The sequence below is a fragment of the Bradyrhizobium sp. WCU1 genome (genome assembly GCF_053474805.1).
In genome coordinates, this window is record NZ_CM130280.1 from 1,973,780 (window position 1) to 2,000,023 (window position 26,244).

21 protein-coding genes are annotated in these 26,244 nt (G+C 65.7%); 17 read left to right on the plus strand and 4 right to left on the minus strand.

Features of this window, described 5'->3' with window-relative positions:
- Window positions 1-183 precede the first annotated feature (183 nt).
- The gene (locus tag ACTUWL_RS08970) at window positions 184-813 is read right to left on the minus strand and encodes a response regulator transcription factor (protein WP_021075878.1); all 630 of its coding nucleotides are present in this window, start codon (window positions 811-813) and stop codon (window positions 184-186) included.
- A gap of 791 nt (window positions 814-1,604) precedes the next feature.
- Here ACTUWL_RS08970 and ACTUWL_RS08975 point away from each other — a divergent pair.
- Window positions 1,605-3,791 (plus strand): TonB-dependent receptor domain-containing protein, encoded by a 2,187-nt coding sequence (locus tag ACTUWL_RS08975; protein WP_035649497.1) that lies wholly within the window; start codon window positions 1,605-1,607, stop codon window positions 3,789-3,791.
- A gap of 30 nt (window positions 3,792-3,821) precedes the next feature.
- On the opposite strand, the gene ACTUWL_RS08980 is transcribed toward ACTUWL_RS08975, so the two are convergent.
- Window positions 3,822-4,595, minus strand: coding sequence for an SDR family NAD(P)-dependent oxidoreductase (locus tag ACTUWL_RS08980; protein WP_021075876.1), 774 nt, complete (start codon window positions 4,593-4,595; stop codon window positions 3,822-3,824).
- A gap of 91 nt (window positions 4,596-4,686) precedes the next feature.
- Window positions 4,687-5,304, minus strand: coding sequence for a hypothetical protein (locus ACTUWL_RS08985; RefSeq protein WP_021075875.1), 618 nt, complete (start codon window positions 5,302-5,304; stop codon window positions 4,687-4,689).
- A gap of 404 nt (window positions 5,305-5,708) precedes the next feature.
- On the opposite strand from ACTUWL_RS08985, the gene ACTUWL_RS08990 reads away from it, so the two are divergent.
- Window positions 5,709-6,128, plus strand: a complete 420-nt coding sequence (locus ACTUWL_RS08990) for a DUF2946 family protein (RefSeq protein WP_021075874.1) — start codon at window positions 5,709-5,711, stop codon at window positions 6,126-6,128.
- A gap of 147 nt (window positions 6,129-6,275) precedes the next feature.
- Entirely contained in the window at window positions 6,276-8,549 is a 2,274-nt protein-coding gene (locus tag ACTUWL_RS08995) for a TonB-dependent receptor (protein ID WP_035649332.1), read from the plus strand.
- Window positions 8,550-8,836: 287 nt separating this feature from the next.
- Here ACTUWL_RS08995 and ACTUWL_RS09000 read toward each other — a convergent pair whose 3' ends face one another.
- Window positions 8,837-9,745 (minus strand): LysR family transcriptional regulator, encoded by a 909-nt coding sequence (locus tag ACTUWL_RS09000; RefSeq protein ID WP_035649494.1) that lies wholly within the window; start codon window positions 9,743-9,745, stop codon window positions 8,837-8,839.
- Between the two features lie 135 nt (window positions 9,746-9,880).
- On the opposite strand from ACTUWL_RS09000, the gene ACTUWL_RS09005 reads away from it, so the two are divergent.
- From ACTUWL_RS09005 to ACTUWL_RS09070, 14 genes are all read left to right on the plus strand, one after another.
- Window positions 9,881-10,654, plus strand: a complete 774-nt coding sequence (locus ACTUWL_RS09005; RefSeq protein WP_021075871.1) for an SDR family oxidoreductase — start codon at window positions 9,881-9,883, stop codon at window positions 10,652-10,654.
- A 397-nt stretch (window positions 10,655-11,051) separates the two neighbouring features.
- The gene (locus ACTUWL_RS09010; RefSeq protein ID WP_021075870.1) at window positions 11,052-12,302 is read left to right on the plus strand and encodes an ABC transporter substrate-binding protein; all 1,251 of its coding nucleotides are present in this window, start codon (window positions 11,052-11,054) and stop codon (window positions 12,300-12,302) included.
- Window positions 12,303-12,440: 138 nt separating this feature from the next.
- Window positions 12,441-13,259, plus strand: a complete 819-nt coding sequence (locus ACTUWL_RS09015) for a helix-turn-helix transcriptional regulator (protein WP_021075869.1) — start codon at window positions 12,441-12,443, stop codon at window positions 13,257-13,259.
- A gap of 122 nt (window positions 13,260-13,381) precedes the next feature.
- Complete coding sequence (locus tag ACTUWL_RS09020; protein WP_021075868.1) at window positions 13,382-14,392, plus strand: branched-chain amino acid ABC transporter permease; 1,011 nt, start codon at window positions 13,382-13,384, stop codon at window positions 14,390-14,392.
- Window position 14,393: 1 nt separating this feature from the next.
- A complete protein-coding gene (locus ACTUWL_RS09025) occupies window positions 14,394-15,479 on the plus strand; it encodes a branched-chain amino acid ABC transporter permease (protein WP_021075867.1) in 1,086 nt (361 codons plus the stop codon).
- Window positions 15,472-16,254, plus strand: coding sequence for an ABC transporter ATP-binding protein (locus tag ACTUWL_RS09030; protein ID WP_021075866.1), 783 nt, complete (start codon window positions 15,472-15,474; stop codon window positions 16,252-16,254). Before ACTUWL_RS09025 ends, ACTUWL_RS09030 begins: the two co-directional genes overlap by 8 nt.
- Window positions 16,247-18,457 carry an ABC transporter permease gene (locus tag ACTUWL_RS09035; RefSeq protein WP_021075865.1) on the plus strand — a complete coding sequence of 737 codons (2,211 nt, stop codon included), beginning with the start codon at window positions 16,247-16,249 and terminating at the stop codon, window positions 18,455-18,457. The genes ACTUWL_RS09030 and ACTUWL_RS09035 overlap by 8 nt, the downstream gene beginning before the upstream one ends.
- A 3-nt stretch (window positions 18,458-18,460) precedes the next feature.
- On the plus strand, window positions 18,461-19,294 hold the full coding sequence (locus tag ACTUWL_RS09040) for a phosphoenolpyruvate hydrolase family protein (protein ID WP_021075864.1): 834 nt from the start codon (window positions 18,461-18,463) through the stop codon (window positions 19,292-19,294).
- Between the two features lie 26 nt (window positions 19,295-19,320).
- The gene (locus ACTUWL_RS09045) at window positions 19,321-22,212 is read left to right on the plus strand and encodes a flotillin family protein (RefSeq protein ID WP_021075863.1); all 2,892 of its coding nucleotides are present in this window, start codon (window positions 19,321-19,323) and stop codon (window positions 22,210-22,212) included.
- A 9-nt stretch (window positions 22,213-22,221) separates the two neighbouring features.
- Window positions 22,222-22,659 (plus strand): SRPBCC family protein, encoded by a 438-nt coding sequence (locus ACTUWL_RS09050; RefSeq protein ID WP_016847814.1) that lies wholly within the window; start codon window positions 22,222-22,224, stop codon window positions 22,657-22,659.
- Between the two features lie 216 nt (window positions 22,660-22,875).
- Window positions 22,876-23,319: an SRPBCC family protein gene (locus tag ACTUWL_RS09055; RefSeq protein WP_021075862.1), complete on the plus strand. Its 444-nt coding sequence runs from the start codon at window positions 22,876-22,878 to the stop codon at window positions 23,317-23,319.
- A 14-nt stretch (window positions 23,320-23,333) separates the two neighbouring features.
- Window positions 23,334-24,152 (plus strand): FAD binding domain-containing protein, encoded by an 819-nt coding sequence (locus tag ACTUWL_RS09060; protein ID WP_021075861.1) that lies wholly within the window; start codon window positions 23,334-23,336, stop codon window positions 24,150-24,152.
- Window positions 24,153-24,157: 5 nt separating this feature from the next.
- The gene (locus ACTUWL_RS09065; RefSeq protein ID WP_021075860.1) at window positions 24,158-24,637 is read left to right on the plus strand and encodes a (2Fe-2S)-binding protein; all 480 of its coding nucleotides are present in this window, start codon (window positions 24,158-24,160) and stop codon (window positions 24,635-24,637) included.
- 12 nt (window positions 24,638-24,649) lie between these two features.
- The gene (locus ACTUWL_RS09070; RefSeq protein ID WP_021075859.1) at window positions 24,650-26,242 is read left to right on the plus strand and encodes a xanthine dehydrogenase family protein molybdopterin-binding subunit; all 1,593 of its coding nucleotides are present in this window, start codon (window positions 24,650-24,652) and stop codon (window positions 26,240-26,242) included.
- Window positions 26,243-26,244 lie beyond the last annotated feature (2 nt).

Consider the following 26,244-nt stretch of genomic DNA (forward strand, 5'->3'; position numbering starts at 1 on the left):
CGTTGATCAAAACAATCGTGACGGTACGATCCGATTTGCTACTTCCCGCGCAGTGCGCTGGATTTTATCCCAATGAACCTTTAGCCCCGCCTCAGCTATGAGAGCGGGGCTATTTTTCGGACTGATCGGGTTCGCATCGATCCGTCGAAATTTCGGAAGCCTGTCGAGCGGCAGCATGTTCATTCAGCGCGGTAGCTTTGCGGAGATTTCCGCCGCCAGCCGAACCAATTCCTTTGTCGAGCGAACGCCGAGCTTGTGTCGCATGATCGCCGTGTCGTTCGCGACGGTGCCGTAGGAAACGCCGATCAGTTTCGCGATCTCGGCCAGGCTGCGTCCGGTCGCGAGCTGACGAAGGATGCTGGCTTCCCGAGGACTGATCTGCGCGAGCCGGTTGGCCGCAACCGGCGGGTCTATCAATGCCGCATTCCGGCGACTTCGGGACGGCAGGAACGTGCCTCCGCTTCCGACTTCGCGGATGGCAATGACCAGGTCGTTGGGATCTCCGGACTTGGACACGTAGCCCTTGACACCGATGTCGACGGCGCGCGCGACGAAGACCGGATCGTCATTGATGCTGAAGATGACGATACGGGCTTCGGCATCCTTCCCGAGAATCTGCTGCGCGAGCTCGAGGCCAGACACCGACGGCAGATTGATGTCGAGGACACAGACCTCCGGGGCATCGGCGGCGAATGACGCCAGGCCGCTTGCCGCATCCGCGGCGGCCATGACGGTCATTTCGGCCTCGTCAGCCAGCAAAGCCTGGCAAGCCGCGATGACGATCGGATGATCGTCGACGATCAGGACTCGCATCAGTTCTCAGGACAGCGGTTAGGGATTGAAGTCTGGAACGACATTTACAGGCGGATGCCACGTCGGGGACAGGCGACACTTATGCGCATTGCGGCGTCGATACAATCGACGCGCAGGGACATGACTTGATCGCGCGAGGGGAGCCCGGCGCCTCGCTCACCAGCACGACCGCCTCGATTGCAGCTCCGACGTCGATCGTCGACACGCCGTCAACGCGTTGGTATCGCAAGGAAAATTCATGCGATGGAGCAACTGTTGCTGGAATGCGTCTACCGCCTCGAATCTGATCGGGAATTTTTCCCGATCATCCATGGAAAAGAATCCCGCGCCGCCGGGACACATCTTGTTTGCCAAGCCGGCATCGCTCCAGCAGTCTCGAATGCGAACGGTTCGTTGGGGACAATGACGAACCGCGGCAAGGGGTGGGCGTCATGGCTGATACGTTGTTGCGTGCGGCAACGCGGTTTCTGTCTTCTTCGGTCCACACGCGCAGCGCCGTGGCCGTGCTCACCGCCATCGGAGCTGCTGCGCCGCTGACCGCCGTGTACGCCCAGACCCCCGCTCCCGCCGAGCTGCCACCGGTCACCGTGATTGCTCCCTCGCCGTTGTCGGGCACGCGCAGCATCAAGCCCGCCGCCAAGCCGGTGGTGCAGACCTCACGAACCGCGCGAACGCGGGCCGCGCCGGCGCAAACCGCGGCGGCGCCTGAGGGCGGCACCGGCGTCCCCGGCCCCTCCGAGCGCGACGCGAGCCTGATCGATCGCGACAAGGTGCCGTCGAACACCGAGGTGCTGACATCAGACGATTTCAGCCGCAACTACTCGACCAATTTCCTGGACTCGGTGAACCGCAAGCTGCCCGGCGTCACGCTCACGGACGAGACCGGCAATCCGTTCCAGCGCAATCTCGACTACCGCGGCTTCGTTGCTTCGCCGGTCCAGGGCACGCCACAGGGCATCGCGATCTACCAGAACGGCGTGCGCATCAACGAATCCTGGGGCGACGTGGTCAACTGGGATTTCATCCCGGAGAAGGCCATCGACCGTGTTTCGCTGGTTCCCAACAATCCCGTGTACGGTCTCAACGCGATCGGCGGCGCGCTCAGCATCCAGATGAAGAACGGCTTCACCTACCAAGGCTCCGAGGCTGAACTGTTCGGCGGCTCCTACGGGCGTGTGCAGGGCAGCGTGCAGGCCGGCGGCCAGAGGGACAACATCTCCGCCTACGCGGCATTCGAATCCGCCTATGATCGCGGCTGGCGCGACTACGCCAACCAGTCTCACATCAACCGGATGTATGTCGACGTCGGCGCGCGCAACGACCAGACCGAATTTCACGTCAATTTCACCGGCGCCAGCAATCTGCTCGGCAACGTCGCGGCGACGCCGGTCGAGATGCTCAATCAGCGCTGGTCCAGCGTCTACACCTGGCCGCAATCGACGCTGCTTCAGCTCGCTTTCGTCAACGCCACCTTGAGTCACAATTTCTCGGACACCTGGTCGTTCCAGGGCAACGCCTACTTCCGTGGCTTTCGGCAGTCTCATGTCGACGGCAACGGCACCAACGTCCAGCCGTGCGACGATCCCACCACCTTGTGCATCGGCGATGGCCTTCCGATCTTTGGTCCAGCGGACGGCCCGCCGACTCCGAACACGCTGGGCAATGCGTTCCTTGGCGAAGTGGACCGCAACCAGACCGCGACTAACAGCTACGGCGGCACAGCCCAGTTGACCAACTCGGACCAGCTGTTCGGGCACGACAACCACGTCGTGATGGGCGTTAGCGTCGATCACGGCAACACGAAATTCACGGCGACCAGCGAACTCGGAACGGTCGCCCCGAACAACCTGTTCGTGACCGGCACCGGTGTCTTCATCAACCAGCCCGACGCAGGCCTCAGCCCGGTCGATCTGCGCGCCACCAACACCTACACCGGCGTCTATCTCACCGATACGTTCGACGTGACCAACAGATTCTCGGTGACCGCCGGCGGGCGCTTCAATTACGCCCAGATCGATCTGAAGGACCAGACCGGCACCAACGACCTGCTCAACAGCAGCAACCGCTTCCAGCGCTTCAACCCGGTGATCGGCGGCACCTTCAAGATCACGCCGAACCTCACCGCCTATGCCGGCTATTCGGAAGCTAACCGTGCGCCGACGCCGCTGGAACTCGGCTGCTCCGATCCCAACCATCCCTGCATGATCGACAGCTTCCTGGTGGCCGATCCGCCGCTGAAGCAGGTGGTGTCGCACACCGTGGAAGCGGGCCTCCGCGGCGGCTGGGGGCGCGATGCGAAGACGGGTGTGCTGAGCTGGGGCCTCGGCGTGTTCCACACCTTGTCCGACGACGACATCATCCGGGTCGCGAGCCCGCTCGGCGTCAACAATTTCGGCTTCTTCCAGAACGCCGGGCAGACCCTGCGGCAGGGCATCGAGGCCAAGCTCGACTATCGTCTCGATCGCTGGAACGCCTATGCCAACTACACCTATGTCGACGCGACCTATCGGAGCGCGATCACGCTGTTCTCGCCGAACAATCCGAATGCCCTGACCAACGATGCCGGCGCGGAATTCGTCAACGTCAGTCCGGGTGACCACATCCCGGGCATTCCCGCACATCGTTTCAAGGCCGGCGTCGACTACAACGTCACCGATGCGTGGAAGGTCGGCGCCGATGTCAACGTCGTCGGCAGCCAGTGGCTGATCCGTGACGACACCAACCAGAGCCCGAAGGTGCCGGCCTACTCGGTCGTCAATCTGCACACGTCATACCAGATCACGAAGAACATCGAGGTGTTCGGCCTGATCAACAATGTGTTCAACCAGCATTACTATCTGAGCGGCACGTTCTTCCAGACCGGCGGTTTCACCAGTGCCGGAGGTCTCCCCAACCTGATGGCGCAGCTGAGCGATCCACGCACCTTCGTGCCCGGCATGCCACTCGCCGCCTACGCCGGCATCAGGGCGAAGTTTTAGGAGAGCATGCCAAAGAACGGACGCGCGTCGCTACGCCACCGTCCCGCCGTCGACCGGCATCGCGATGCCGGTGACGAACGACGCCTTGTCCGACAGGAGGAACACCGCGACCTCCGCGATCTCCTCGGGACGCGCGGCGCGGCCCATCGGGTTGCGGGTGACCGCGGCCTTGATCAGTTCCTCGGCATCGGCCGTATTGTGGCCCGGCTGGTCGGGCCGGTTGACGAACACCCGCAGCATCGGCGTGTCGATCGCACCGGGACAGATCGCATTGACGCGCACGCCGTCCTTGGCGTGGCGCTTGGCGAGCGCCCGCGCCAGGCCGATGACGCCGGCCTTGGCCGCCGAATAGGTCGGGCTCCACGGCGAGCCGACCAGGCCCGAGGTCGACGCGGTGAACAGGATGCTGCCCTTGCGCCGCGCCGTCATCTGCGCGAGCGCAGCATTGGTGGTGATCAGCTGCGAGCGCAGGTTGAGATCGACGCTGAGATCCCAGCCCTCCAGATCGTCGATCACGGACGGTCCGGGAATGCCGAGATGGTTCCACACGCAGTCGAGCCCGCCGAATTCCTTGACGGTCGCCGCGACGATGTCACGCGAAAACTTGTCGTCGCGCAGATCGCCGGCCAGCGCCAGCGCGCGCCCGCCGCCTCTTTTGATCTCGTCGACCACCGCCTTCGCGCCGGCCTCGTTCTGGTCGACCACCGCAACCGCCGCGCCCTCGCGCGCGAGGATGAGCGCGCCGGCGCGGCCGGCGCCCGACGCCGCGGCGGTGACGAGTGCGATCTTGCCTTGCATGTCCATGTTTCGATCCTGACTGTGCCCGTGAGCTCGGGCCTTCTTGGTGCTGGTTGGTTGAATCAGGACCGCGGCGCCGCAGTCTTGCGCTGAAGCGCTAGCGGCCGCCGAACAGAACCGGGGACTGGCCGGGCAATAGCTGCGAATGAATGTCGCTGTCCATGCGCTCCGCCCCTTGCTGGGTGAAGCTCGCTCCGAACGACAGGCTGACATTCGAGCTCGGGCGGAACTCGATGCCTGCACGCGCCGAATAGCCGGCGTTGACACCTTGATTGCCGCTGAACGGCGCCAGCGGCCCGCCGGCACCGGGGGGATTGTATTTCAGCGAGTCGAAGCCGGCGAAGAACGTCACCGGCGTATTGCCGACGCCCTTGAAATTGTAGCCGACCTGCGCGCCCTGATATTCGAGCCCGCCGAATGCGGCGGATTGGCCGAGCCCGTTCCAGCCGACGCGGCCGCCTTCGCCGCCGACGAACCAGCCGTCCGGCCGGCCGTTCAGATAGGAGAAGTCGGCGCCCTGCGCAGCGGCGGCGTCAAAGCTCGGAAAATTGCCGTAAGTGTCGGCCTTCTGGCCATCGGCCAGGCTGCCGCCGAAGCCGAACAGCGAGCCCGGGGTCCAGTAGCGCACGGGTCCGGCCTGCGCATTGGCCTGCTGGCCGCTCAGGCAGAGCAGCAACATTGCGATTGCGAGACCGATCTTGTTTGCGAAGGACATCCCACCTGACCGCCACATCCGCCCGAACTATACCCTCCGGGCGCCGGCAATACCAGCGGGGCCGCACGACCAGGAAATCGCTTGTCCGGCCTGGTCGCGGGAACGTCGATGTCGATCGCTTTGTCATCGCTGTGACGGTCAAAGGCCGATGCCGGGCACGCACTTCGGTCATGATCGTGAACCTGACGATCACCTCACACTTCGACTAGATCACATGAGAGCGCAGCCGTGGACCGGTGTCCCCGGCGCCATCGCGATGTTGCAAATTCGTCCGATCGCCCGGAAATCGATCGCACTGCCCAGCAATGCGGATTGACAGGCTGGCACGTTTTGGAAAATGTGCGACACCGCGTCGCACGCGCCGTCCGTCGGTCCTGTGACCCTCGACGCGGAATGGCGTCGTCATGAAGTGGTTTCGCTCGAACATCAGACACGGGGCTCGGCTGGCGCTGTTGGCGCTGTCGATCCAGTTCGTGCTGTCGTTCGGGCATTTTCATGCCATTGCGCCGGCGCGGGCGGCGACCAGCGCATCGGCGCAGCGATCGCAAACTTCGATCGAGGCCGCCGTCAGCTCGCTGGCGGCGCATGTCGAGAACGCCTCGCGCGACGAGCGGCGCTCGAATCCGGATTCCGACCAGGCCGCGGACCTTTGCGCCATCTGCGCCGTCGTGGCGATGGTCAACTCGGCGATGCCGGCGCCGGCACTGCCTCCGCTGCAGCTGCCGGATGCCGCAGCGCTGCTCGCTTGGCACGTCGACAATTATGCGGCGCCGGTCGACATCGGCCGGCTGCAGCATCAGCCGCGCGCGCCTCCGATCTCCTGACACCCCAGCACAACTGAGCTTCGAACGCGGCCGTTAGCTCGGCTGCCGTTTGATCGATGGGAATCTGGCCGTCGTGCAGCGACGGCGGGCTCGACCGCGTCCTGTTCGAAGGATCCGGATGGCCGCCTCATGAGATCGGGAACCAATATGTCAGGAAACATCCGACGACACGCCGCCGGCGCGGCTTCGCTTCTGTTCTGCGGGATGCATGGCGGCGCCGCATTCGCGCAGACAACGGCGCCGACCAGCACCCTTCCGGACATCACGGTGACGGCGCCGCAAGGCCACGCCACGCCGTCAGGGCCGAAGAAGCCGAAGACGCGCGTTGCGACCGGAACCAATCACCGTGCGCGACGAACCGGCGCGGTCTCGGCAACCCCGGAATCTCCCGAGCAGGCTCAAGCCCGAGCCGTCGCGAGCCAGAATACGCGGCTCGACCAGGCTCGCGCCACCCTGCTGGCGCCGACCGGCGCCAACACCTACCAGATGAGCCAGCAGTTCCTGCAGTCCTTGCCGCAGGGAACCAACACCACGCTAGACAAGGCGCTGCTGCAGGCGCCCGGAGTCTCGCAGGATTCGGCCGCCAGCGGCGAACTGCATGTGCGCAACGAGCACGCCAACCTGCAATACCGCATCAACGGGATCATGCTGCCGGACGGCGTTGGCGCCTTCGGCCAGATCATCGACACCGGAATCGTCGGCAGCATGGCGCTGATCACCGGCGCGTTGCCGGCGCAGTACGGGTTGCGCACCGCCGGCGTGCTCGACATCCAGACCAAGCCAGATGCCTTCAACAACTCCGGCAGCATCAGCGTCTATGGCGGCAGCCATGGCAACTTCACCACCAGCGTCGACTATGGCGGCACGGTCGGACAAACCCAGTACTACATCTCGGGCCGCTATTTCGGCAGCAATGTCGGCATCGAGAACCCGACGCCGGCCTATAACGCGATCCACGACCGCACCGATCAGGAGAAAGGCTTTGCCTATGTCTCGACGGCGATCGATCCGACCAGCCGGCTGACCTATATCGGCGGCGTCTCCAACGGCAACTACCAGATCCCGAACAATCCCGGCCAGCCGCCGGCCTTCACCGCCTACGGCGTCTCCAACTTCGATTCCGCGCTGCTCAACGAGCGGCAGCGCGAGTTCAACCAGTTCAACGTCGTGGCCTATCAGAAGTCGGGCGACGGCTTCGACTACCAGGTCGCCTATTTCAACCGCTACAGCCAGTTGCACTTCACGCCGGATCCGGTCGGCGATCTCCTGTTCAACGGGGTAGCTTCGGACGTGTATCGTCAGAGCTTTGTCAACGGAATCCAGGAAGACACGTCCTACAGGCTGGGCTTCGCGCACACGCTGAAGTTCGGCATGTCGTTCAGCGCCGAGCGCTCGCTGGTCAATAATGGTTCGACCGTGCTGCCGCTCGACGATGCCGGCAACCCGATCGACGCACCATTCTCCGTGTTCGATTCCAACGCCAAGACCGGATATTTGTTCTCCACCTACATCGCCGACGAATGGAAGGTCACCAACCAGCTGACGCTCAATGCCGGCCTGCGCTTCGACCAGATGTGGCAATATGTCGACGCCAACCAGCTCAGCCCCCGGGTCAGCCTGACCTGGAAGCCTATCGAGGGCACGACCTTCCATGCCGGCTATGCGCGCAACTTCACGCCGCCCGAGCAGGTGCTGGCGGCGCCGACCAACCTCTCGCTGGTGCAGAACACGACGGCGCAGCCGGCGACATCAACCAATGATCCCGTGCTGCCGGAGCGCTCGCATGTGTTTGATATCGGTGTCACACAAAAGGTCTATGCGATCCCCGGCCTCGAAGTCGGCATGGACGCCTATTACAAGATCGCGACCGACCTGCTCGACGACGGCCAGTTCGGCCAGGCCTATGTGCTGACCGCCTTCAACTATGCGAAAGGCACCAATGAAGGCGTCGAGTTGACGGCGAGATACGACCACGACAATCTGCATCTCTACGGCAATGTCGCCATCGCCAGGCAGGTCGCCACCAACGTCGTGTCGAACCAGTATCTGTTTGATCCGGACAAACTGGCCTACATCGCCAACAACTACGTCAACACCGATCATGCCCAGGCGGTGACCGCATCGGTGGGCGGCTGGTATCAATGGCACGACACCAAGTTCAGCGCGTCGCTGATCTACGGCTCAGGCCTGCGCGACGGCTTTGCCAACACCGGCACGGTGCCGCCCTATTCGCAGGTCAACGTCGGCGTCTCGCACGACTTCAACATCGTCGCGCCGAACAAGCCGACAACGCTGCGCCTCGACGTCGTCAACCTGTTCGACACCGTCTACCAGATCCGCGACGGCTCCGGCATCGGCGTCTTCGCCGCGCAATACGGCCCGCGCCGCGGCGTCTATGCCGGCATCACGCAGAAGTTCTGACGCCGCCGACCACCAAGCGGGCGGTACGTGGAGCACTGAAAGTATTGCTCGAGATCAATCTTTGCATTTTACCGAGCAATGTGCCTGACCATGTCGGGTTCATCGAACACGTTGCACCGGGTAAGCCCGTTGCAAGCCGAATGGAGACAACTGAAATGGAGATCAATTATCTCGATACGTTCAACCCAAGGTCGAGGTGAAGCGCGCGACAAGGACTGCCGCGAGCCGCGCCGCCAACAACAGGCGATGACGCGCCGCGGCCGCCAGGCCGGCACCACGCAAAAGCTCTAGCCGGCGACAAGCAACTTCTCCTTCAACAGTGCCGTCAGCCAATCGGCAAACACCTGCAGCCGCCGCGACAGATGCTGGCGGTGCGGATAGAGCAAGGTCATCGGCATCGGCATGGCGCGGTGCTGCGGCATCACCTCGACGAGCTCGCCGGCATCGAGGTGCCGCTTCACGTCGTAGGCGGGAATCTGGATCAGGCCGAGGCCGGCAATGCAGCACGCGATATAGGCCTCCGCGCTGTTGACGGTGACGCGACCGCGCATTGCGATGCTGCGTGCCGCGCCCTGCTCGCGCCATTCCCACTCCTCGATCCGTCCGGTGGATGGCGAGGCGTAGTTGACCGCCCAATGCGCGCCGAGATCATCCGGCGTCTGCGGCGTGCCGTGGCGCGCGAGATATCTCGCGCTCGCGACGTTGATCAGCGTGAGGTTGCCGAGTGGCCGCGCGATCAGACCGGAATCACCGAGCGGGCCGACGCGCACCACGCAATCGGCGGAGTCCTCGATCAGATTGATGGCGCGATCGGTGACGCCGAGATCGATGTCGATCTGCGGATAGCGATCGAGGAAGGCCGGCAGCGCCGGCGCGATGATCAGGCGGCCGATCCGCCCGGGCACGTCGACCCTGAGCCGGCCCGACGGTTCGGCGGCGGTATGGAGGAACAGGGTCTCAGCTTCCTCGACGTCGGCAACGACGCGCAGGCACCGTTCGTAGAACGCCGCGCCATCATGCGTCGGTGACACTTTTCGTGTCGTGCGATGCAGCAGCCGGGCGCCGACGCGCTGCTCCAGCGCCGCGACGGCTGACGAGACCGACGAGCGCGGCAGCCCCAGCGTGTCCGCCGCCCGGGTAAAGCTCGCGCATTCGACGACGCGGGCGAAGATGCGGAAGAGATCGATGCGGTCCAAGATCGGGCCCCGATTGTTCGCCATTTCTGACAAGTGACGTCAGAATGCACGGCTTTATCGGCAAATCCTAGACGATATCGTTGCCTCCAGAAAGCGGCCGTAGGGCGTGGCCGCACGATCTGGAGAAGCGACGTCATGACCGACCACAGCATCAAGGACAAGACCGTCATCATCGCCGGCGGCGCCAAGAATCTCGGCGGCCTGATCGCGCGCGATCTCGCGGCCCACGGCGCGAAGGCGATCGCGATCCATTACAACAGCGCTGCAACCAAGGCCGATGCCGACGCGACCGTCACCGCGATCAAGGCTGCCGGCGCCAACGCGGTCGCCTTGCAGGCCAACCTCACGACAGCGGGCGCGATGGAGAAGCTGTTCACTGACGCCGTCGCCGCGATCGGCCGTCCCGACATCGCAATCAACACCGTCGGCAAGGTGTTGAAGAAGCCGATGGTCGAGATCTCGGAGGCGGAATACGACGCGATGAGCGCGGTCAACGCCAAGTCTGCATTCTTCTTCCTCAAGGAAGCCGGCCGTCACGTGAACGACAACGGCAAAATCTGCACGCTGGTAACGTCGCTGCTCGGCGCCTACACGCCGTTCTACGCTGCCTATGCCGGCACCAAGGCGCCGGTCGAGCATTTCACCCGCGCGGCCTCGAAAGAATTCGGCGCACGCGGCATCTCGGTCACTGCGATCGGCCCCGGCCCGATGGACACGCCGTTCTTCTATCCGGCCGAAGGCGCCGACGCGGTCGCCTATCACAAATCGGCAGCGGCGCTGTCCGGCTTCTCGAAAACCGGCCTCACCGACATCAAGGATATCGTGCCCTGGATTCGCTTGCTGGTGTCGGAGGGCTGGTGGATGACCGGCCAGACAATTCTGGTCAACGGCGGCTACACGACGAAGTGACAATGGTGGATTGGGGCTGGCGTGAGCGCCCGTCCCTCTGAGTTGCGAGAGCGCGAAGTGTGTCGACGCCGCAGCTGTCATCGCCCGGCTCAAGAGCCGGGCGATCCAGTACGCCGCGGCCTCTCAGCTCAAGCACTACGGCCTCTGGAATACTGGATCACCGCTTTCGCTTTCGCGGGTGATGACATCGAACAAGACGACACCGAACAAAACTCCGCGACATTGCGCCGCGAAGCTCGTTGCGGCGCAACAATCAAAATGAGACTGCCCGTTAAGCCACCCCGCCGCGACGACATCCGCGCCGCGCCTCCTGTCGGCTAGCTTTGCCGCCAACAACCGGACGCCCATCTCCGTCAGGCCAGATGGACGCCGGCGACAACACAGAGGGAGGAGAACGATGTTGAAGGGCAGTTTGGGACTGATTGCGTTGAGCAGCCTGTTGCTTTCAGGCACGGCGTTCGCCCAGGAGAAGATCAAGGTCGGCGTCACCGCAACGCTCGAAGGCACCTATACCGTGCTCGGCGAGGACGGCATGCGCGGCTTCCAGACCGCGCTCAACGTGCTCGGCAAGAAGATCGGCGACAAGGAGCTCGAATTCGTCGTCGCCTCGACCGACGCGACGCCGGACTCCGCGGTGCGCGCGGTGCGCAAGCTGATCGAGCAGGACAAGGTGCAGATCCTGCTGTCGCCGCTGTCCGGCGACGAAGGCATCGCGGTGAAGAATTTTGCCAAGACCCATCCGGAGCTGACCTTCGTCAATGCCGCTTCCGGCGCGCAGGAGACGACCTATGTCGATCCGGCGCCGAACTTCTTCCGCTACAACATGGACGGTGCGCAGTGGCAGGTCGGCCTCGGCAAATACGCCTATGAGACCAAGGGCTATCGCAAGATCGCGACCGTCGGCGAGGATTACTCCTTCATCTACACGCAGGTGTTCGGCCTGGTGCTGGAATTCTGCGGCGCCGGCGGCCAGGTCACCAACCGGCAATGGGTGCCGCTCGGCACCAAGGACTTCGCCTCCGTCATCGCCGCGCTGCCCGACGATGTCGATGCGATCTATCTCGGCCTCGGCGGCGCCGACGCGGTCAACTTCCTCAACCAGTACCAGCAGGCCGGCGGCAAGGCGCATCTGATGGGCGGCTCGATCATGATCGATCAGACCATCCTGTCGTCGAAGGGCAGCGCCAAGAACGCGCTGGTCGGCACCATCGCCGCGAGCGGCCAGGCCGATACCTGGGAGGATCCGGGCTGGCAGAAGTTCGTGAAGGCCTATCAGGACTCGTTCCCGGAGAGCAAACGCTTCCCGAGTCCGTCGCTGCTCGCCACCAACTATTACGGCTCGACCATGGCGCTGATCCTGGCGCTGCGGCAGGTCAATGGCGATCTCTCCAACAACCAGGCCAAGCTGAAGGACGCGCTGGCCAAGATCGAGATCGACGCACCGAACGGCAAGATCAAGCTCGATGCCAACCGCCAGGCGATCGGCACCAATTTCGTCACCGAGGTGGTCGACGACGGCAAGGGCGCGCTGTTCTCCAAGGTCGTGAAGGTGATCCCGAACGTCAACCAGACGCTGGGCTACGATCCGGCTGTTTTCGCCAAGATCGGCCTGCCGAGCCGCACGGTTCCGGAGTGCAAGAAGTACTGACGTATTTGTTGCAGGTGCGAGCAAGCCAGCCGTGACGCAGGCGCGCAGTTGCATCGAAGGCCCTGCTCGCCCTTGCTTTCCGCGGGCGGATGATGAACGCTTGTCGAAAAGACAAGAACATCCCGCGGGAGGGGAGGCATGAGCAGGGCGCTTGCCGTCTTCCACGGCCGGTTCGGTCGCGCGACGGTCTATCAGCTGAACCGCCCCTTCAACGTGCACGCGCACCGCGAAGGGCACCTGATCTTTCATGTCGGCGGGACGCCGGCGCAGATCGACGTCTCGGAGCAGCGCCTGCTGCTCAAGGACGACACCGTGGTTGCGGTCAATCCGTGGGAACCGCACAATTTCCTGCCGACCGACATGGACCACGGCGCGATCTTCTTCGTGCTCTATGTCAACGCCGAATGGTTCACGCCGCAGCCTGCCAATGTGCAGGGCCTGCGCTTCGGCCGCACCTTCTTTCCGCGCACCGAGGCGCTCGACCGATTGATCCGCCGCACCGCAGCACTGGTGTGCGGCGCGCCATCGCTACGCAGCCTCGATTGCGAGCTCCGGCAGCTGATCGACTCCTGCTACGAGGAGAGCTGGCAGGCGGCCGATGGCGCCCCCGCCGCCGCCGCGGTGACCGATTTCCGCGTCCGTAAATCGATCAGGCTGATGTCCGAAAGCCCCGGCGCCGAGATCGAGCTCGACGCGATCGCGCGCGAGGCCGGGCTGTCGCGACCGCATTTCTATCGGCTGTTCCGGACCCAAACCGGCGTCACCCCTCACCTCTACATGAACACGCTGATCATGGAGCAGGCGCTCGACGCGCTGGTCGCGACCGAAGCGCCGATCGCCGATATCGGCTTCGATCTCGGCTTCTCCTCGCAGAGCGGTTTCACTCGCTTCTTCGCCGCCAATGTCGGCATGGCCCCGACCGACTATCGCCGCGCCGCCAAGGTGTTGCGGCCGTGAGCGAGTTCCGCACCGGACGATAAAAGATACTCTCGATCAAATCCTCCGCTTTTGCCCTCGGTAGGATGCAAGGACACGCGGCCCGCCAGACGGTCGCGACCGACTGAGGGAACGCGACTGACATGGCCAGGTTCATCGAACGCCATCCGGCCTGGGCGCTGATCGTGATAATCGCGGTCGCGGTGCTGGCGTGGTTGGTGTTCGCGATCTGGCCGCCGGGACTTGAAGCCGCGATCGGGCGCAAGCGCGTGTTCCTCAATGCGGTGCTGAACGGCATCACGCTCGGTGGGCTCTACTTCCTGGTGGCCAGCGGCTTCACGCTGATCTTCGGCCTGATGCGCAACGTCAACCTCGCGCACGGCTCGCTCTATCTGTTCGGCGGCTATATCGGCTACGCCATCAGCAGCTGGACCGGATCGTGGATTCTCGCCTTCATCATTGCCTTCATCGCGGTGGCGCTGGTCGGCGTGATCCTGCAGCTTGCCGTGTTCCGCCGCATGGAGGGCCAGGACCTCCGGCAGACCATGGTCACGATCGGGCTCTCGATCGTGTTCGCCGATCTGATGCTGTGGGTGTTCGGCGGCGACTTCTACCAGGTCCAGACCCCGAGCTGGCTGATCGGCCCGGTGCAGCTGCCGCTGCTGACCGCGATCAAATCCTCCGGCGAGCCGGTCTATCTGCAATATCCGCTGGTGCGGCTGGTGATCTTCGCCGCCTCCGTCGTGATCGGGATCGCGATGTGGCTGGCGCTGAACCGGACGCGGATCGGCATGATCGTGCGCGCCGGGGTCGACGACCGCGACATCCTGGCCGCGACCGGAGTGCGGATCCAGCTGGTGTTCGTGCTGGTGTTCGCGCTCGGCGCGGGTCTCGCCGGCATCGCCGGCGTGGTCGGCGGCACCTTCCAGTCGCTGTCGCCGGGCGAGGATACCCGCTTCCTGCTCGCCTCCCTCGTGGTCGTCATCGTCGGCGGCATGGGCTCGATCCCGGGGGCCGCGCTCGGCGCCGTCATCATCGGCCTCGCCGAGCAGCTCGGCTCGGTCTACATCCCGACCTACGCCATCGTCGTCACCTTCCTGATCATGGTGCTGGTGCTGGCGCTGCGGCCGCAGGGCCTGCTCGCGAGGCGATGAGATGTCATTGCTGCAGAGCACCCAGTTCCGCACCGACCGATCCGGCAACGCGACCCGCCGCGCCCTGCTCCGCACCTGGCCGGAATTCCAGAATCCCGTGGCCTGGCTGGTCGCGCTGATCCTCGTGATCATGCCGCTGATCGCCAACGGCTTCTTCCTGATCGAGATCTTCGCCACCACGCTGATCCTCGGCGTCATCGCCCTCAGCCTGATGTTCCTCGCCGGCTATGGCGGCATGGTCAGCCTGATGCAGCTCACCATCGCGGGCTTCGCCGGCTACATGGTCGCGGTGTTCGGCGTGAGCGGCAACGCCAATATCAGCCTGGGCTGGCCGTGGTGGCTGGCAACCCCGATGGCGCTGGCGCTGGCGACGCTGTTCGGCACGCTCGGCGGCGCGCTCGCGGTGCGCACCGAGGGCATCTACACCATCATGATCACGCTCGCGATCGGCGCTGCGTTCTACTATTTCACCAACCAGAACTGGGCGATCTTCAACGGCCACACCGGCATCAACACCGTGGCGACGCCGCATTTCTGGGGCGTCGACTGGCGCAGCGACATCGCCTTCTACTATGTGACGCTCGGCGTCGCCGCGATCTCCTACTTTGCCGTCCAGTATGTCTCGCGCGCGCCGTTCGGCCTCGCGCTGCAGGGCGTCCGCGACAATCCCCGCCGGATGGGGGCGCTCGGCTTCAACCCCAATGCCCACCGCATCGCGGCCTACGCCTTCGCGGCCTTCATCGCGGCGCTCGGCGGCGTGCTGCAGGTCTGGAACTACCGGCAGATCTCGCCCGGCTCGGTCAGCGTCGGCGCCTGCATCGACGTGCTGATCATCGCCGTTGTCGGCGGCATCACACGGCCGATCGGCCCGTTCATCGGCGCGCTGATCTTCGTCCTGCTGCGTACCTTCGCGCTCGACGTGCTGATCAAGTTCGGGCTCGACGGCAACCGCTTCCGGCTGCTGATCGGGCTCGGCTTCCTCGCCATCGTGTTCTGGTCGTCCGACGGCGTGATCGGGCTGTGGGAACGCTGGCGGCGCCGCAACGCCTCCTCGACACGAGGTTCAGGCGGAGGCCGCCATGGATAGCGTCGCGCAGCGGCTGTCCGTCGTCGGCGCCGGCGCGGCGCTGGAGCTGCGCGGCGTGACCCGGCTGTTCGGCGCGCTGGCGGCGCTGACCGACGTCACCATCACGGTGCGGCCTGGCGAACGCCGTGCGGTGCTCGGCTCCAACGGCGCCGGCAAGACCACGCTGTTCAACTGCATCACCGGCGACTTCCCGCCCTCCTCCGGCACGATCCGCTTCTTCGGCGAGGACATCACCCAGTTCCCGCCCTATGAGCGCATCCGCCGCGGCCTGCGCCGCACCTACCAGATCTCGGCGCTATTCCCCGGCCTCACGGTGCAGGACAACGTCTACCTCGCCTGCCGCGGTGTCTCGCGCGGCCGGTTCTCGTTGCTGCGCCCCGGGCAGAACGATGCGCTGATGCACGCGACCGAGACGCTGGTGCAGGCGGTGCATCTCGCGGGCGTGAAGGACCAGCGCGTCGCCGAGCTGGCGCACGGCCAGCAGCGGCAGCTCGAGATCGCGCTGGCGCTGGCCGGCGCGCCGCGCTTCATCCTGTTCGACGAGCCGGCGGCGGGGCTGTCGCCGACCGAGCGGCGCGAGCTGATCGAGATCCTGACCTCGCTGCCGGCACATATCGGCTACATCATCATCGAGCACGATATGGACGTTGCGCTGCGCGTCGTCGAGAGCGTGACGATGATGCACAACGGCCGCATCTTCAAGGAAGGCCTGCCGCGCGAGATCGAATCCGATCCCGAGGTGCAGGAGCTTTACCTCGGAGGCGGCCATGAATGACCGCCGCGCCGCGCCCGCGCTCGAGGTGAAGGGCCTCGACGTCTATTACGGCCATTCGCATGCGCTGCAGGGCGTCGATCTCACACTCGACACCGGCGTATTCTCGGTGGTCGGACGCAACGGCATGGGCAAGACCACGCTGTGCAAGGCCATCATGGGACTGGTGCGCGCCAGCGGCGGCTCGATCCGGATTCGCGGTGAGGAGGTCGCGCGGCTCAATCCGGCGCGGATCGCCCGGCTCGGCGTCGGCTATGTGCCGCAGGGCCGGCGGCTGTGGCGCTCGCTGACCGTCGACGAACACCTTGCGCTCGCCGGCGGCCTGCGCCGCGGCGCCTGGACCATCGAGCGCATCTACGACATCTTCCCGCGCCTCGCCGAGCGCAAGAACAATGGCGGCAACCAGCTCTCCGGCGGCGAGCAGCAGATGCTCGCGATCTCGCGCGCGCTGCTCACCAACCCGCATCTGCTGATCATGGACGAGCCGACCGAGGGGCTTGCGCCTGTGATCGTTGCACAGGTCGAAGATATGCTGCTGCGCCTCGGCGATGAAGGCGACATCTCCGTCCTGGTCATCGAGCAGAACATCGGCGTGGCGACGGCGGTATCGCGCAACGTCGCCATCATGGTCAATGGCCGGATCAACCGCATCATCGATTCCGCCCGCCTCGCCACCGACCGCGAGCTGCAGCAGCGGCTGCTCGGCGTCGGCACCCACGGCACGGATGAGACCGACGCCGGAGCGGCTCCGGCGAAGGCCGAAGCTGCCGGCACGCCGCAACCGGAACGTAAGGGGCCGCTCCGCATCTATGTTTCCAATCTGGTGCCGCCGACGCGTTGGTCGCAGCCGGTGCCGATCGCCCGCATCGAAGCCGCCGCGCGGACGCAGTCCACCGGTGTCACCCGGCTCGAAGAGGCCACCCGCCAGCGGCGCGAACCGACGGCATCCCGAATGTCGGGGCCGCCTGTCGTGCTGGTGGTCGGCACGCTCGACACCAAGGGCGCCGAGCTGCGCTTCATCCGCGATATCATCGCGGGTAGCGGCCTGCGCACCCGACTGGTCGATGTCTCGACCAGCGGAAGAGCAGCGAGCTGCGACGTCACCGCGCAGGAGATCGCGCTGAACCACGGTCGCGGCGGCTCGGGCGTGTTCGGCGCCGATCGCGGCGCTTCGGTGACGGCGATGGCGGAAGCGTTCGAACGCTGGTTGCGGCGCCAGGGCAATATCGCCGGCATCATTTCCGCGGGCGGCTCGGGCGGCGCGTCGCTGGTCGCGCCCGGCATGCGGGCGCTGCCGGTCGGCGTGCCCAAGCTCATCATTTCCTCGGTCGCATCCGGCGACGTCGGCCCCTATGTCGGGCCCGCCGACATCACCATGATGTACTCGGTCACCGACGTGCAGGGCCTCAACTCGATCTCGCGCGCCGTGCTCGGCAACGGCGCCCATGCGCTGGTCGGCATGGTCAAGGCACGGCTCGACGACCAGGCCGGCAAGCAGCGCGAGACGAGCGCCAGCCTGCCCGCGATCGGCATCACCATGTTCGGCGTCACCACGCCGGCGGTGCAGAAGATCGCGGCCGACCTGCGCGAGGATTTCGAGTGTCTCGTGTTCCACGCCACCGGCGTCGGCGGCCGCTCGATGGAGAAGCTGGTCGAGTCCGGCCAGCTCGCCGGCGTGATCGACCTCACCACGACCGAGGTCTGCGACCTCCTGATGGGCGGCGTGTTCCCGGCCACCGAGGACCGTTTCGGCGCCATCATCCGCAGCCGCGTGCCGTATGTCGGCTCGGTCGGCGCGCTGGACATGGTGAACTTCGGCGCGACGGACACCATCCCGGAGCGCTACCGGCAGCGCAAGTTCCACGTCCATAATCCGCAGGTCACCTTGATGCGGACCACGCCGGAAGAGAACGAGCGGATGGGCCGCTGGATCGGCGAACGCCTCAACCAGATGGACGGGCCGGTGCGCTTCTTGCTGCCCGAGGGCGGCGTCTCGGCGCTCGACGCGCCCGGCCAGCCGTTCTGGGACCCGGATGCGGACGCCGCGCTGTTCCGCACGCTGGAGCGCACGGTACGCCAGACCGGCAACCGCCAGATCATCCGCGTCAAGCGCAACATCAACGATCCCGAGTTCACCGCCGCCATCGTCAGCGCGTTCCGTCCGCTGCTCGGACGCGCCGGTGGCCGGCGCAGAGTGGCGAGGTGACCCATGCCCAGGTTTGAACGCGGTGCGCTGTTGAAGAAGTTTCACGCCATGATCGCACGCGGCGAGCCGATCGTCGGCGGCGGCGCCGGCACCGGCCTGTCAGCGAAATGCGAGGAGGCCGGCGGCGTCGACCTGATCGTGATCTACAATTCCGGTCGCTACCGCATGGCCGGCCGCGGCTCGCTCGCCGGACTGATGCCCTACGGTGACGCCAACGCGATCGTCGTCGAGATGGCCGCCGAAGTGCTGCCGGTCGTGACCAACACGCCGGTGCTCGCGGGTGTCAACGGCACCGACCCGTTCCGCGACATGGACCTGTTCCTCGACCAGCTGAAAGCGCTCGGCTTTGCCGGCGTGCAGAACTTCCCGACCGTCGGGCTGATCGACGGCATCTTCCGCGCCAATCTCGAAGAAACCGGCATGTCCTACGCGCTCGAGATCGACATGATCGCGAAGGCGCATGACAAGAACATGCTGACCACGCCCTATGTGTTCAGCGAGCAGGAAGCGACCGCGATGGCGATCGCTGGCGCCGACATCATCGTCTGCCATATGGGTTTGACCACCGGCGGCACGATCGGCGCCCAGACTGCGCTGAAGCTCGAAGATTGTCCCGCCCGCATCGAGGCCTGGGCCGAGGCCGCGCTCAGCGTCAATTCCAACATCATCGTGCTCGCGCATGGCGGTCCGATCGCGGATCCCGCGGATGCCGATTTCATCATGAAGCAGACCCGCAATTGCCACGGCTTCTACGGCGCCTCCTCGATGGAGCGCCTGCCGGTCGAGCGGGCGCTGACGGAGCAGGTTCGGAAATTCAAGGCGATCGGCGCGCGCTAGAGCCGCCGTGACCAAGGGAGGAAGAGATGTCGGGGATGCTGGTCGGTGAATTGATCCTCTGGCTCATCGTCGCGATCGTCGCGATCGTCATCATCGTCTACGTCGTGAACTGGCTGTATCACCGCTCGTCGAAGGAGGTCTCCTTCGTCCGCACCGGTTTCATGGGTGAGCGGGTGGTGATCAATGGCGGCGCCTTCGTGCTGCCGTTCATCCACGACTATACGCCGGTCAACATGAACGTGCTGCCGATGGGGATCGTGCGCTCCCGGCAGGATGCCGTGATCACCCGCGACCGCATGCGCGTCGACATCGAGGCCGATTTCTATGTCCGCGTCCAGCCGACCCGCGAAGCTGTCTCGATCGCCGCCGCGACGCTCGGCCGCCGCACCATGGAGCCGGAGCAGCTGCACACCCTGCTCTCCGGCAAGTTCATCTCCGCGATCCGCTCGGTCGCATCAGAGATGACGATGGAGCAGATGCACGAGCAGCGCGGCGACTATGTCGCCCGCGTCAAGGCCAATGCAGCGGAAGCGCTGGCGCAAAACGGCCTCGAGCTCGAGTCGGTCGCGATCACCGACCTCGACCAGACCGATCTCGAATATTTCAACCCCTCGAACCGGTTCGATGCCGAAGGTTTGACCCGCCTGATGGAGGACATCGAGGCCAAGCGCAAGCTGCGCAACGACATCGAGCAGGACTCGATGATCAAGATCCGCTCCCGCAATCTGGAGGCCGAACGGCAGGCACTGGAGATCGAGCGCGAGAGCGAGACCGCCCGCCTCGAGCAGGAGCGCGACATCGAGATGCGCCGTGCCCTGCAGCGCACCGAAGTCGCCCGCGAGCGTGCACTGCGCGAGACCGAAGCCGAACAGGCCCAGATCACCGCGCGCGAAGCCATCGAGAAAGCTCGCATCGCCAACGAGCAGGCGATCACCGAAGCCCGGATCGCCTCGGAGCGCGAGACAAGGCACAAGGAGATCGAGCGGACCCGCGCCGTCGAGGAGAAGGAGCTACTGGCCCGCGAAGAGATCGAAAGGGTCCGGATCGCCAACCAGCGCTCGGTCGATACCACGCGGATCGCATCGGAGCGCGAAGTGCGCCAGCGCGAGATCGAGCGGATGCGCACGATCGAGGAAGCCGAGATCGCCGCCCGCGAGGCGATCGAGAAGGCCCGAATCCAGCAGGACCGCGTCGTCACCGATGCCCGCATCGCCAATGAGGAGGAGACCCGCCGCCGCGAAATCGAGCGCACCCGCGCGGTCGACGAAGCCGAGATCGCGGCCCGCGAGGCCACCGAGAAGGCGCGCATCGCCCAGACCATGACGGTCAACGTCGAGCGCATCTCCTCCGACGAACGCACCCGCGCGCTGGAGATCCAGCAGGTGCGCACCATCCAGGAAGCCGAGATCGAGGCGCAGAAGGCGGTCGAGGCCGCCCGGATCGTCAGGGAGAAGACGCTGGCCGCCGAGCGCATCGCCGCCGACCACACCACGCGCAAGCTCGAGATCGAGCGCAACCAGGCCGTCGAGATCGCCGGGATCAGCGCGCGCGAAGCCACCGAAGCATCCCGGATCGCCCAGGAGGAGCACGTCCGGGCACTCGAAATCGCCCGCACCCGCGCGATCGAGGAAGCCGACATCGCTTCGCGCGAGGCGATCGAGGCGGCACGGATCTCGCAGGAGAAGTCGGTCGCTGCACAGCGCATCCGCGCCGAGCGGGAGACCCGCGGGCTCGAGATCGAACGCACCGGGGCGATCGAGGCCGCCGAGCTGAAGCGCCGCGACGCCGTCGAGCGGCAGCGCATCGATGTCGAGCTGGCGCTGGAGAGCGAGCGAATCGCCTCGTCGCGAACCCGCGAAGTGCTCAACATCGACCAGAAGAAGGCGATCGAGCTCGCCGACGAGGAGCGCGTGATCGCGCTCGCCGCCAAGCGCTCCGAGCGGATCGATGCCGACCGGCAGGTCCGTCAGGCCGAGATCGTGGCGCGCAAGGACATCGACACGACGGACGTTTCGCGCGAGCAGGCGCTGGAGGCCGCCCGGATCGAACGGCGCCGGGCGATCGAGCAGCTCGAGGTCGCCCGCAACCAGTCGCTGCAGGAGGCCGAGATCGCTGCGCGTGAGGAAGTCGAGCGCGCCCGCATCGCCTCGGACCGCGGCCTCGACGAGGCGAGGGTCGGCCGCGAGCGCGAGCTGCGCAAGCTCGAGGTCAACCGCGAGAAGGACGTCGAGACCGCGCTGATGGAGAAGGCGATTGCGCTGCATCAGAAGTCGCTGGAGGAATCCGCGGCGCGCGCTGCAGCCGAAGACGCCCGGATCCGCGCCACGGAAGCGGCCGAGCGCGTCGTCACGGCGCGCGAGAGCGAGATCGCGAAACGACGCAAGACCGTCGAGGTGCTGCTGGCCGAGAAGCAGGCCGAGGAGACCAAGATTGCTGCCGATGCCGAACGGGTTCGCGCCGCGGTCGAGGCCGAGGCGCAGCGCCTGCTCAACGAGGCCGAGAACGTGCTCACCGACCAGGCGCGCTACTCGCTGTTCCGCCGCAAGCTGCTCGACCGGATCGAGGGCATCGTGCGCGAAAGCGTCAAGCCGATGGAGAAGATCGAGGGCATCCGCATCCTCCAGGTCGACGGCCTCAACGGCAACGGCAATGGCGGCGGCAACGGCCGCAGCGCCACCGACGAGGTGATCGACTCGGCGCTGCGCTACCGCGTGCAGGCGCCGCTGATCGACTCGATCCTGTCCGATATCGGTGTCGAGGGCGGCAGCCTCGCCAAGATGCCCGGCCTGATCCGCGAGGCCCGCGACATGCAGGGCATCAAGGACTCCGCGCGCAAGGGCGGCGCTGACGCCAAGCCGGCGGCGCCCGAGGGCGGCGGCGAGCCGCGGCCCGAGCGCACGCCGCGCAAGAAGGACTGAGCGCACGCCATGGCACGGGTTTACGTCTCCACCGTCGTCAACGCCCGCAACGACCGGGTTTGGGCCCGGGTCCGTGATTTCAACGGGCTGCCGAACTGGCATCCGGCGATCGCGGAAAGCCGGATCGAAGGCGGCGAGCCCTCCGACAAGATCGGCTGCGTCAGGGATTTCCGCCTGCGCAACGGCGATCGCATCCGGGAGAAGCTGCTCGGGCTGTCCGACTACGACATGTTCTGCACCTACTCGATCCTGGAATCCCCGATGGGCGTCGAGAACTATGTCGCAACCCTGCGGCTGACGCCGGTCACCGACGGCGACCAGACCTTCCTGGAATGGACCGCGGAGTTCGACTGCGCGCCGGAGCGCGAGGCCGAGCTCGTCAACAACATCGGCGGCGGCGTGTTCCAGGGCGGCTTCGACGCGCTGAAGCGGGCGTTCGGAGGATAGCGATATGTATCGTCCAGCTATCGCGACGCAGACGGTCCACCTCTCCCCCTGTGGGAGAGGTCGGATCGCATCGCAAGATGCGATCCGGGTGAGGGGTTACGGTCTCTCGCGGGACCTGAGCCCCCTCACCCGGCGCTGCGCGCCGACCTCTCCCCGATGGGGAGAGGTGAGGTTCGCGGATAGCTCCATCAAACTCGCAGACACTGGACTTTGACCGTGCCGCACATCGTCAAAAGCACGATCCTGGATGCACCGACCGATGCGGTGTGGGCCGTGCTGCGCGATTTCAACGGCCACGACCGCTGGCACCCGGCGGTCGCGAGCAGCGGCATCGAGCGCGCGCAGCCATCCGACAAGATCGGCTGCGTCAGGCGCTTCAAGCTGCAGGACGGCGCCGAGCTGCGCGAGCAGCTGCTGGCGCTCTCCGATCTCGAACAATCGTTCAGCTACTGCCTGCTCGATACGCCGATCCCGATGTTCAACTACGTGGCGCATGTCCGCCTGCTGCCAGTCACCGACGGCAACCGCACTTTCTGGCACTGGGAATCGCGCTTCACGACGCGGACCGAAGACCGGGATCGCATCACGCAGATGGTTTCGGAAGACATCTACCAGGCCGGCTTCGAGGCCATCCGCCGGCATCTGAAGGAGGCCGCGTAAGCGGGTAGGACATCATGCCAGTCACGGTGAAGACCTTCACCAGCAGCCATGACGCCGCGGCGGCGCTGTCGTCGGATCACAGCGCCCGCTATCTCGGCGGCGGCACGCTGGTGATGCGGGCGCTGAACGAGGGCGACATCTCGATCTCGACAATCGTGCGCGCCAGCGACCATGCGATGACGCGGATCGACGCTACAGGCTCGCGCATCACGCTCGGCGCCGGCGTCACCTTCGCCCGCATCCTGGCGGAACGCGATCTCGGCTTCCTGCACGCCCCCGCCCGCTCGATCGGCGGACCTGCAGTGCGCAACATGGGCACGGTCGGCGGCAATCTGTTCGCACCGGTGCCATATGGCGACTTCACGGTCGCGATGCTCGCGCTCGACGCCATGGTATCGGTGCAGGGCGGCCTCGGCGGCCGCGAGATTCCGATCGAGGAATTCCTGCAATCGCGCGACCGCCAGACCGGTGTGCTGGTTCTGGCGATCTCGTTCGTAAAACCTGGAAGCGCCGATGCGTTCCGTTACCGCAAGATCGCGCGGATCAAGCCCAAGGGCGGCGCTGTCATCACGCTGGCGGCGCATCTGCCGGTCAACGGCAGCCGCATCGTCGGCCCCCGTGTCGCGCTCGGCTCGATGGCGCCGACGCCGATCCGCGCCCGCGCCGCCGAGCGAGCTCTGGAAGGCCGCCCGCTGGATGCTTCCACGATCGGCGCCGCCGCCGCGGCCGCCGTCGAGGGCACGTCGCCCGGCGACAATGCGCTCGCCAGCGCCTGGTATCGCCGCGAGATCGTCGGCGTACATCTCAAGCGCCTGCTGTCCGGTCAGGAATAGAACGCATGGCCAAGACCCCACTTCAATTCCGCCACAACGGCCGCGACGTCGCGATCTTCGTCGATGGCGGCACCAACCTGCTGGTCGCGCTGCGCGAGCTGATCGGCGACATGACGCCGAAATTCGGCTGCGGCCAGGGCGGCTGCGGCACCTGCAGCGTGCTGATCGACGGCGAATTGCATCTATCCTGCCTGACGCTCGCCGAGACGGTCGCCGGCCGTTCGGTGGAGACGCTCGACGGCATCAAGGACGGCCCCAATCTGCATCCGTTGCAGCGCGCCTTCGCCGACAATTTCGCCGCGCAGTGCGGCTATTGCACGCCGGGCATGCTGATGGCCGCGAAAGCGCTGCTCGATCGCAATCCGCAGCCGAGCCGTGCCGAGGTGGTCGAGGCGATCTCCGGCAATATCTGCCGCTGCACCGGCTATGAGCCGATCATCAACGCCGTGCTGGCTGCCGCATCCGGCGGCCGGGCGCGCGCGTAAGGGAACAGTGCCATGCTGGAACTGCGCAAGGATATCTTCGCCGACGAACGCGACGACAATCTCAAGGAAATCGGCAAGGGCACGCAGCGCCAGGACATGCTCGGCCATGTCACCGGCACCTCGCCCTATTTCGACGATCACAAGCTGCAGGGCATGCTGCATCTGAAGGTGGTCCGCAGCGCGCATCCGCACGCGCGGCTGCGCCGCATCGACACTTCCGAGGCCGAGCGCTCGCAGGGCGTGCGGCGGGTGATCCGCGCCTCCGACGTGCCGCGCAATCTGAACACGCTGCTCAGCCTGATTAATTTCGGCAAGGACGACGAGCCGTCGCTCGCGGTCGACAAGGTTCGTTACAAGGGCGAGCCGATCGTCGCCATCGTCGCCGACAGCCCGCGCGAGGCCTATGAGGCGATCGCGAAAGTCAAGATCGACTATGAGGTGCTGCCGGCCGTGTTCGACGTCGAGGAGGCGCTGAAGCCGGGCGCGCCCGTGGTCAACGAGGTTTATCCCAAGAACACCTTCACCTATCACGAGACCTATGATCGCCAGCAGCTTCGCTTCGGCGACGCCGACCGGGCGTTCGCAACGGCCGACCACGTGCTGGAGCAGCGCTACCAGATGTCGCCGATCGAACATGCCCCGACCGAGACCAACGGCTCGATCGCCGCACCCGACACCAACGGCCGTTACATCGTCTACACCTCGACGCAGGCGCTGTTCTTCTCGGTCGATACCTGCGCCAAGATCCTCGACGTGCCGTCAAACACCTTCCACTTCATCGGCGGTACGGTGGGCGGCGGCTTCGGCGGCAAGGTCGATACGCTGACCGAGCCGCTCTGCATCCTCGGCGCGATGCTGACCGGACGTCCGGTGCGCTACGTGTTCGGGCGCGAGGAGGAGATGCAGTACGGCCCGCCGCGCGGCGCCGAACGCATCTACATCAAGGACGGCGTGATGCGCGACGGCCGCGTCGTCGCCCGAAAGGTGCGGGCCTATTTCGACAGCGGCGCCTATACGCGGCTGTCGAGCTATGCGGCGGTGAAATGCGCCGCGCATCTGCCCGGCCCCTACACCATCCCGAACGTCCACGGCGACGTCTATTGCGTCTTCACCAACCGCACGCCGGCGACCGCGATGCGCGGCTTCGGCGTCACGGCGATGGATTTCGCGATCGAATGCCAGATGGACAAGCTGGCCCATCTCGTCGGCATGGACCCGATGGAAATCCGGATCCTCAATGCGTATCGCGACGGCGACATGAAGGCGCACCGCCGCGAGGCCAAGAACACCGCGCTGATCGAATGCGTGCAAGTTGCCGCCGAGAAGGCCAAATGGCCGCTTCGCGAGGACTTCAAGCGGATGTCGTCGCGCAAGGACGGCGGCGGCGCCCGCGCTGCGGTGACGCCGACCCCGCGCGAGACGCATGCGCCGCCCGCCGTGCCGTCCCAGCAGCGCACGACGTATGACCGAGCGCCGGCCGCGACCCGCGAGCCGCCGCCACCACCGCCGTCGCCGCCACCACCATCTCCTCCGCCACCGCGGCCGAGCGCGCCGTCGCATGGCGCCACCCGCTTCTCTTCCGTCTTCGGCACCAGGAGGCGCTGACC

Excerpts from the sequence above, each read along its gene's own strand:
- ACTUWL_RS08970 (WP_021075878.1), bottom strand. The coding sequence starts at position 813 with ATGCGAGTCCTGATCGTCGACGATCATCCGATCGTCATCGCGGCTTGC.
- ACTUWL_RS08980 (WP_021075876.1), bottom strand. The coding sequence starts at position 4,595 with ATGGACATGCAAGGCAAGATCGCACTCGTCACCGCCGCGGCGTCGGGC.
- ACTUWL_RS08985 (WP_021075875.1), bottom strand. The coding sequence starts at position 5,304 with ATGTCCTTCGCAAACAAGATCGGTCTCGCAATCGCAATGTTGCTGCTC.
- ACTUWL_RS08990 (WP_021075874.1), top strand. The coding sequence starts at position 5,709 with ATGAAGTGGTTTCGCTCGAACATCAGACACGGGGCTCGGCTGGCGCTG.
- ACTUWL_RS08995 (WP_035649332.1), top strand. The coding sequence starts at position 6,276 with ATGTCAGGAAACATCCGACGACACGCCGCCGGCGCGGCTTCGCTTCTG.
- ACTUWL_RS09005 (WP_021075871.1), top strand. The coding sequence starts at position 9,881 with ATGACCGACCACAGCATCAAGGACAAGACCGTCATCATCGCCGGCGGC.
- ACTUWL_RS09010 (WP_021075870.1), top strand. The coding sequence starts at position 11,052 with ATGTTGAAGGGCAGTTTGGGACTGATTGCGTTGAGCAGCCTGTTGCTT.
- ACTUWL_RS09015 (WP_021075869.1), top strand. The coding sequence starts at position 12,441 with ATGAGCAGGGCGCTTGCCGTCTTCCACGGCCGGTTCGGTCGCGCGACG.
- ACTUWL_RS09020 (WP_021075868.1), top strand. The coding sequence starts at position 13,382 with ATGGCCAGGTTCATCGAACGCCATCCGGCCTGGGCGCTGATCGTGATA.
- ACTUWL_RS09025 (WP_021075867.1), top strand. The coding sequence starts at position 14,394 with ATGTCATTGCTGCAGAGCACCCAGTTCCGCACCGACCGATCCGGCAAC.
- ACTUWL_RS09030 (WP_021075866.1), top strand. The coding sequence starts at position 15,472 with ATGGATAGCGTCGCGCAGCGGCTGTCCGTCGTCGGCGCCGGCGCGGCG.
- ACTUWL_RS09035 (WP_021075865.1), top strand. The coding sequence starts at position 16,247 with ATGAATGACCGCCGCGCCGCGCCCGCGCTCGAGGTGAAGGGCCTCGAC.
- ACTUWL_RS09040 (WP_021075864.1), top strand. The coding sequence starts at position 18,461 with ATGCCCAGGTTTGAACGCGGTGCGCTGTTGAAGAAGTTTCACGCCATG.
- ACTUWL_RS09045 (WP_021075863.1), top strand. The coding sequence starts at position 19,321 with ATGTCGGGGATGCTGGTCGGTGAATTGATCCTCTGGCTCATCGTCGCG.
- ACTUWL_RS09050 (WP_016847814.1), top strand. The coding sequence starts at position 22,222 with ATGGCACGGGTTTACGTCTCCACCGTCGTCAACGCCCGCAACGACCGG.
- ACTUWL_RS09060 (WP_021075861.1), top strand. The coding sequence starts at position 23,334 with ATGCCAGTCACGGTGAAGACCTTCACCAGCAGCCATGACGCCGCGGCG.
- ACTUWL_RS09065 (WP_021075860.1), top strand. The coding sequence starts at position 24,158 with ATGGCCAAGACCCCACTTCAATTCCGCCACAACGGCCGCGACGTCGCG.
- ACTUWL_RS09070 (WP_021075859.1), top strand. The coding sequence starts at position 24,650 with ATGCTGGAACTGCGCAAGGATATCTTCGCCGACGAACGCGACGACAAT.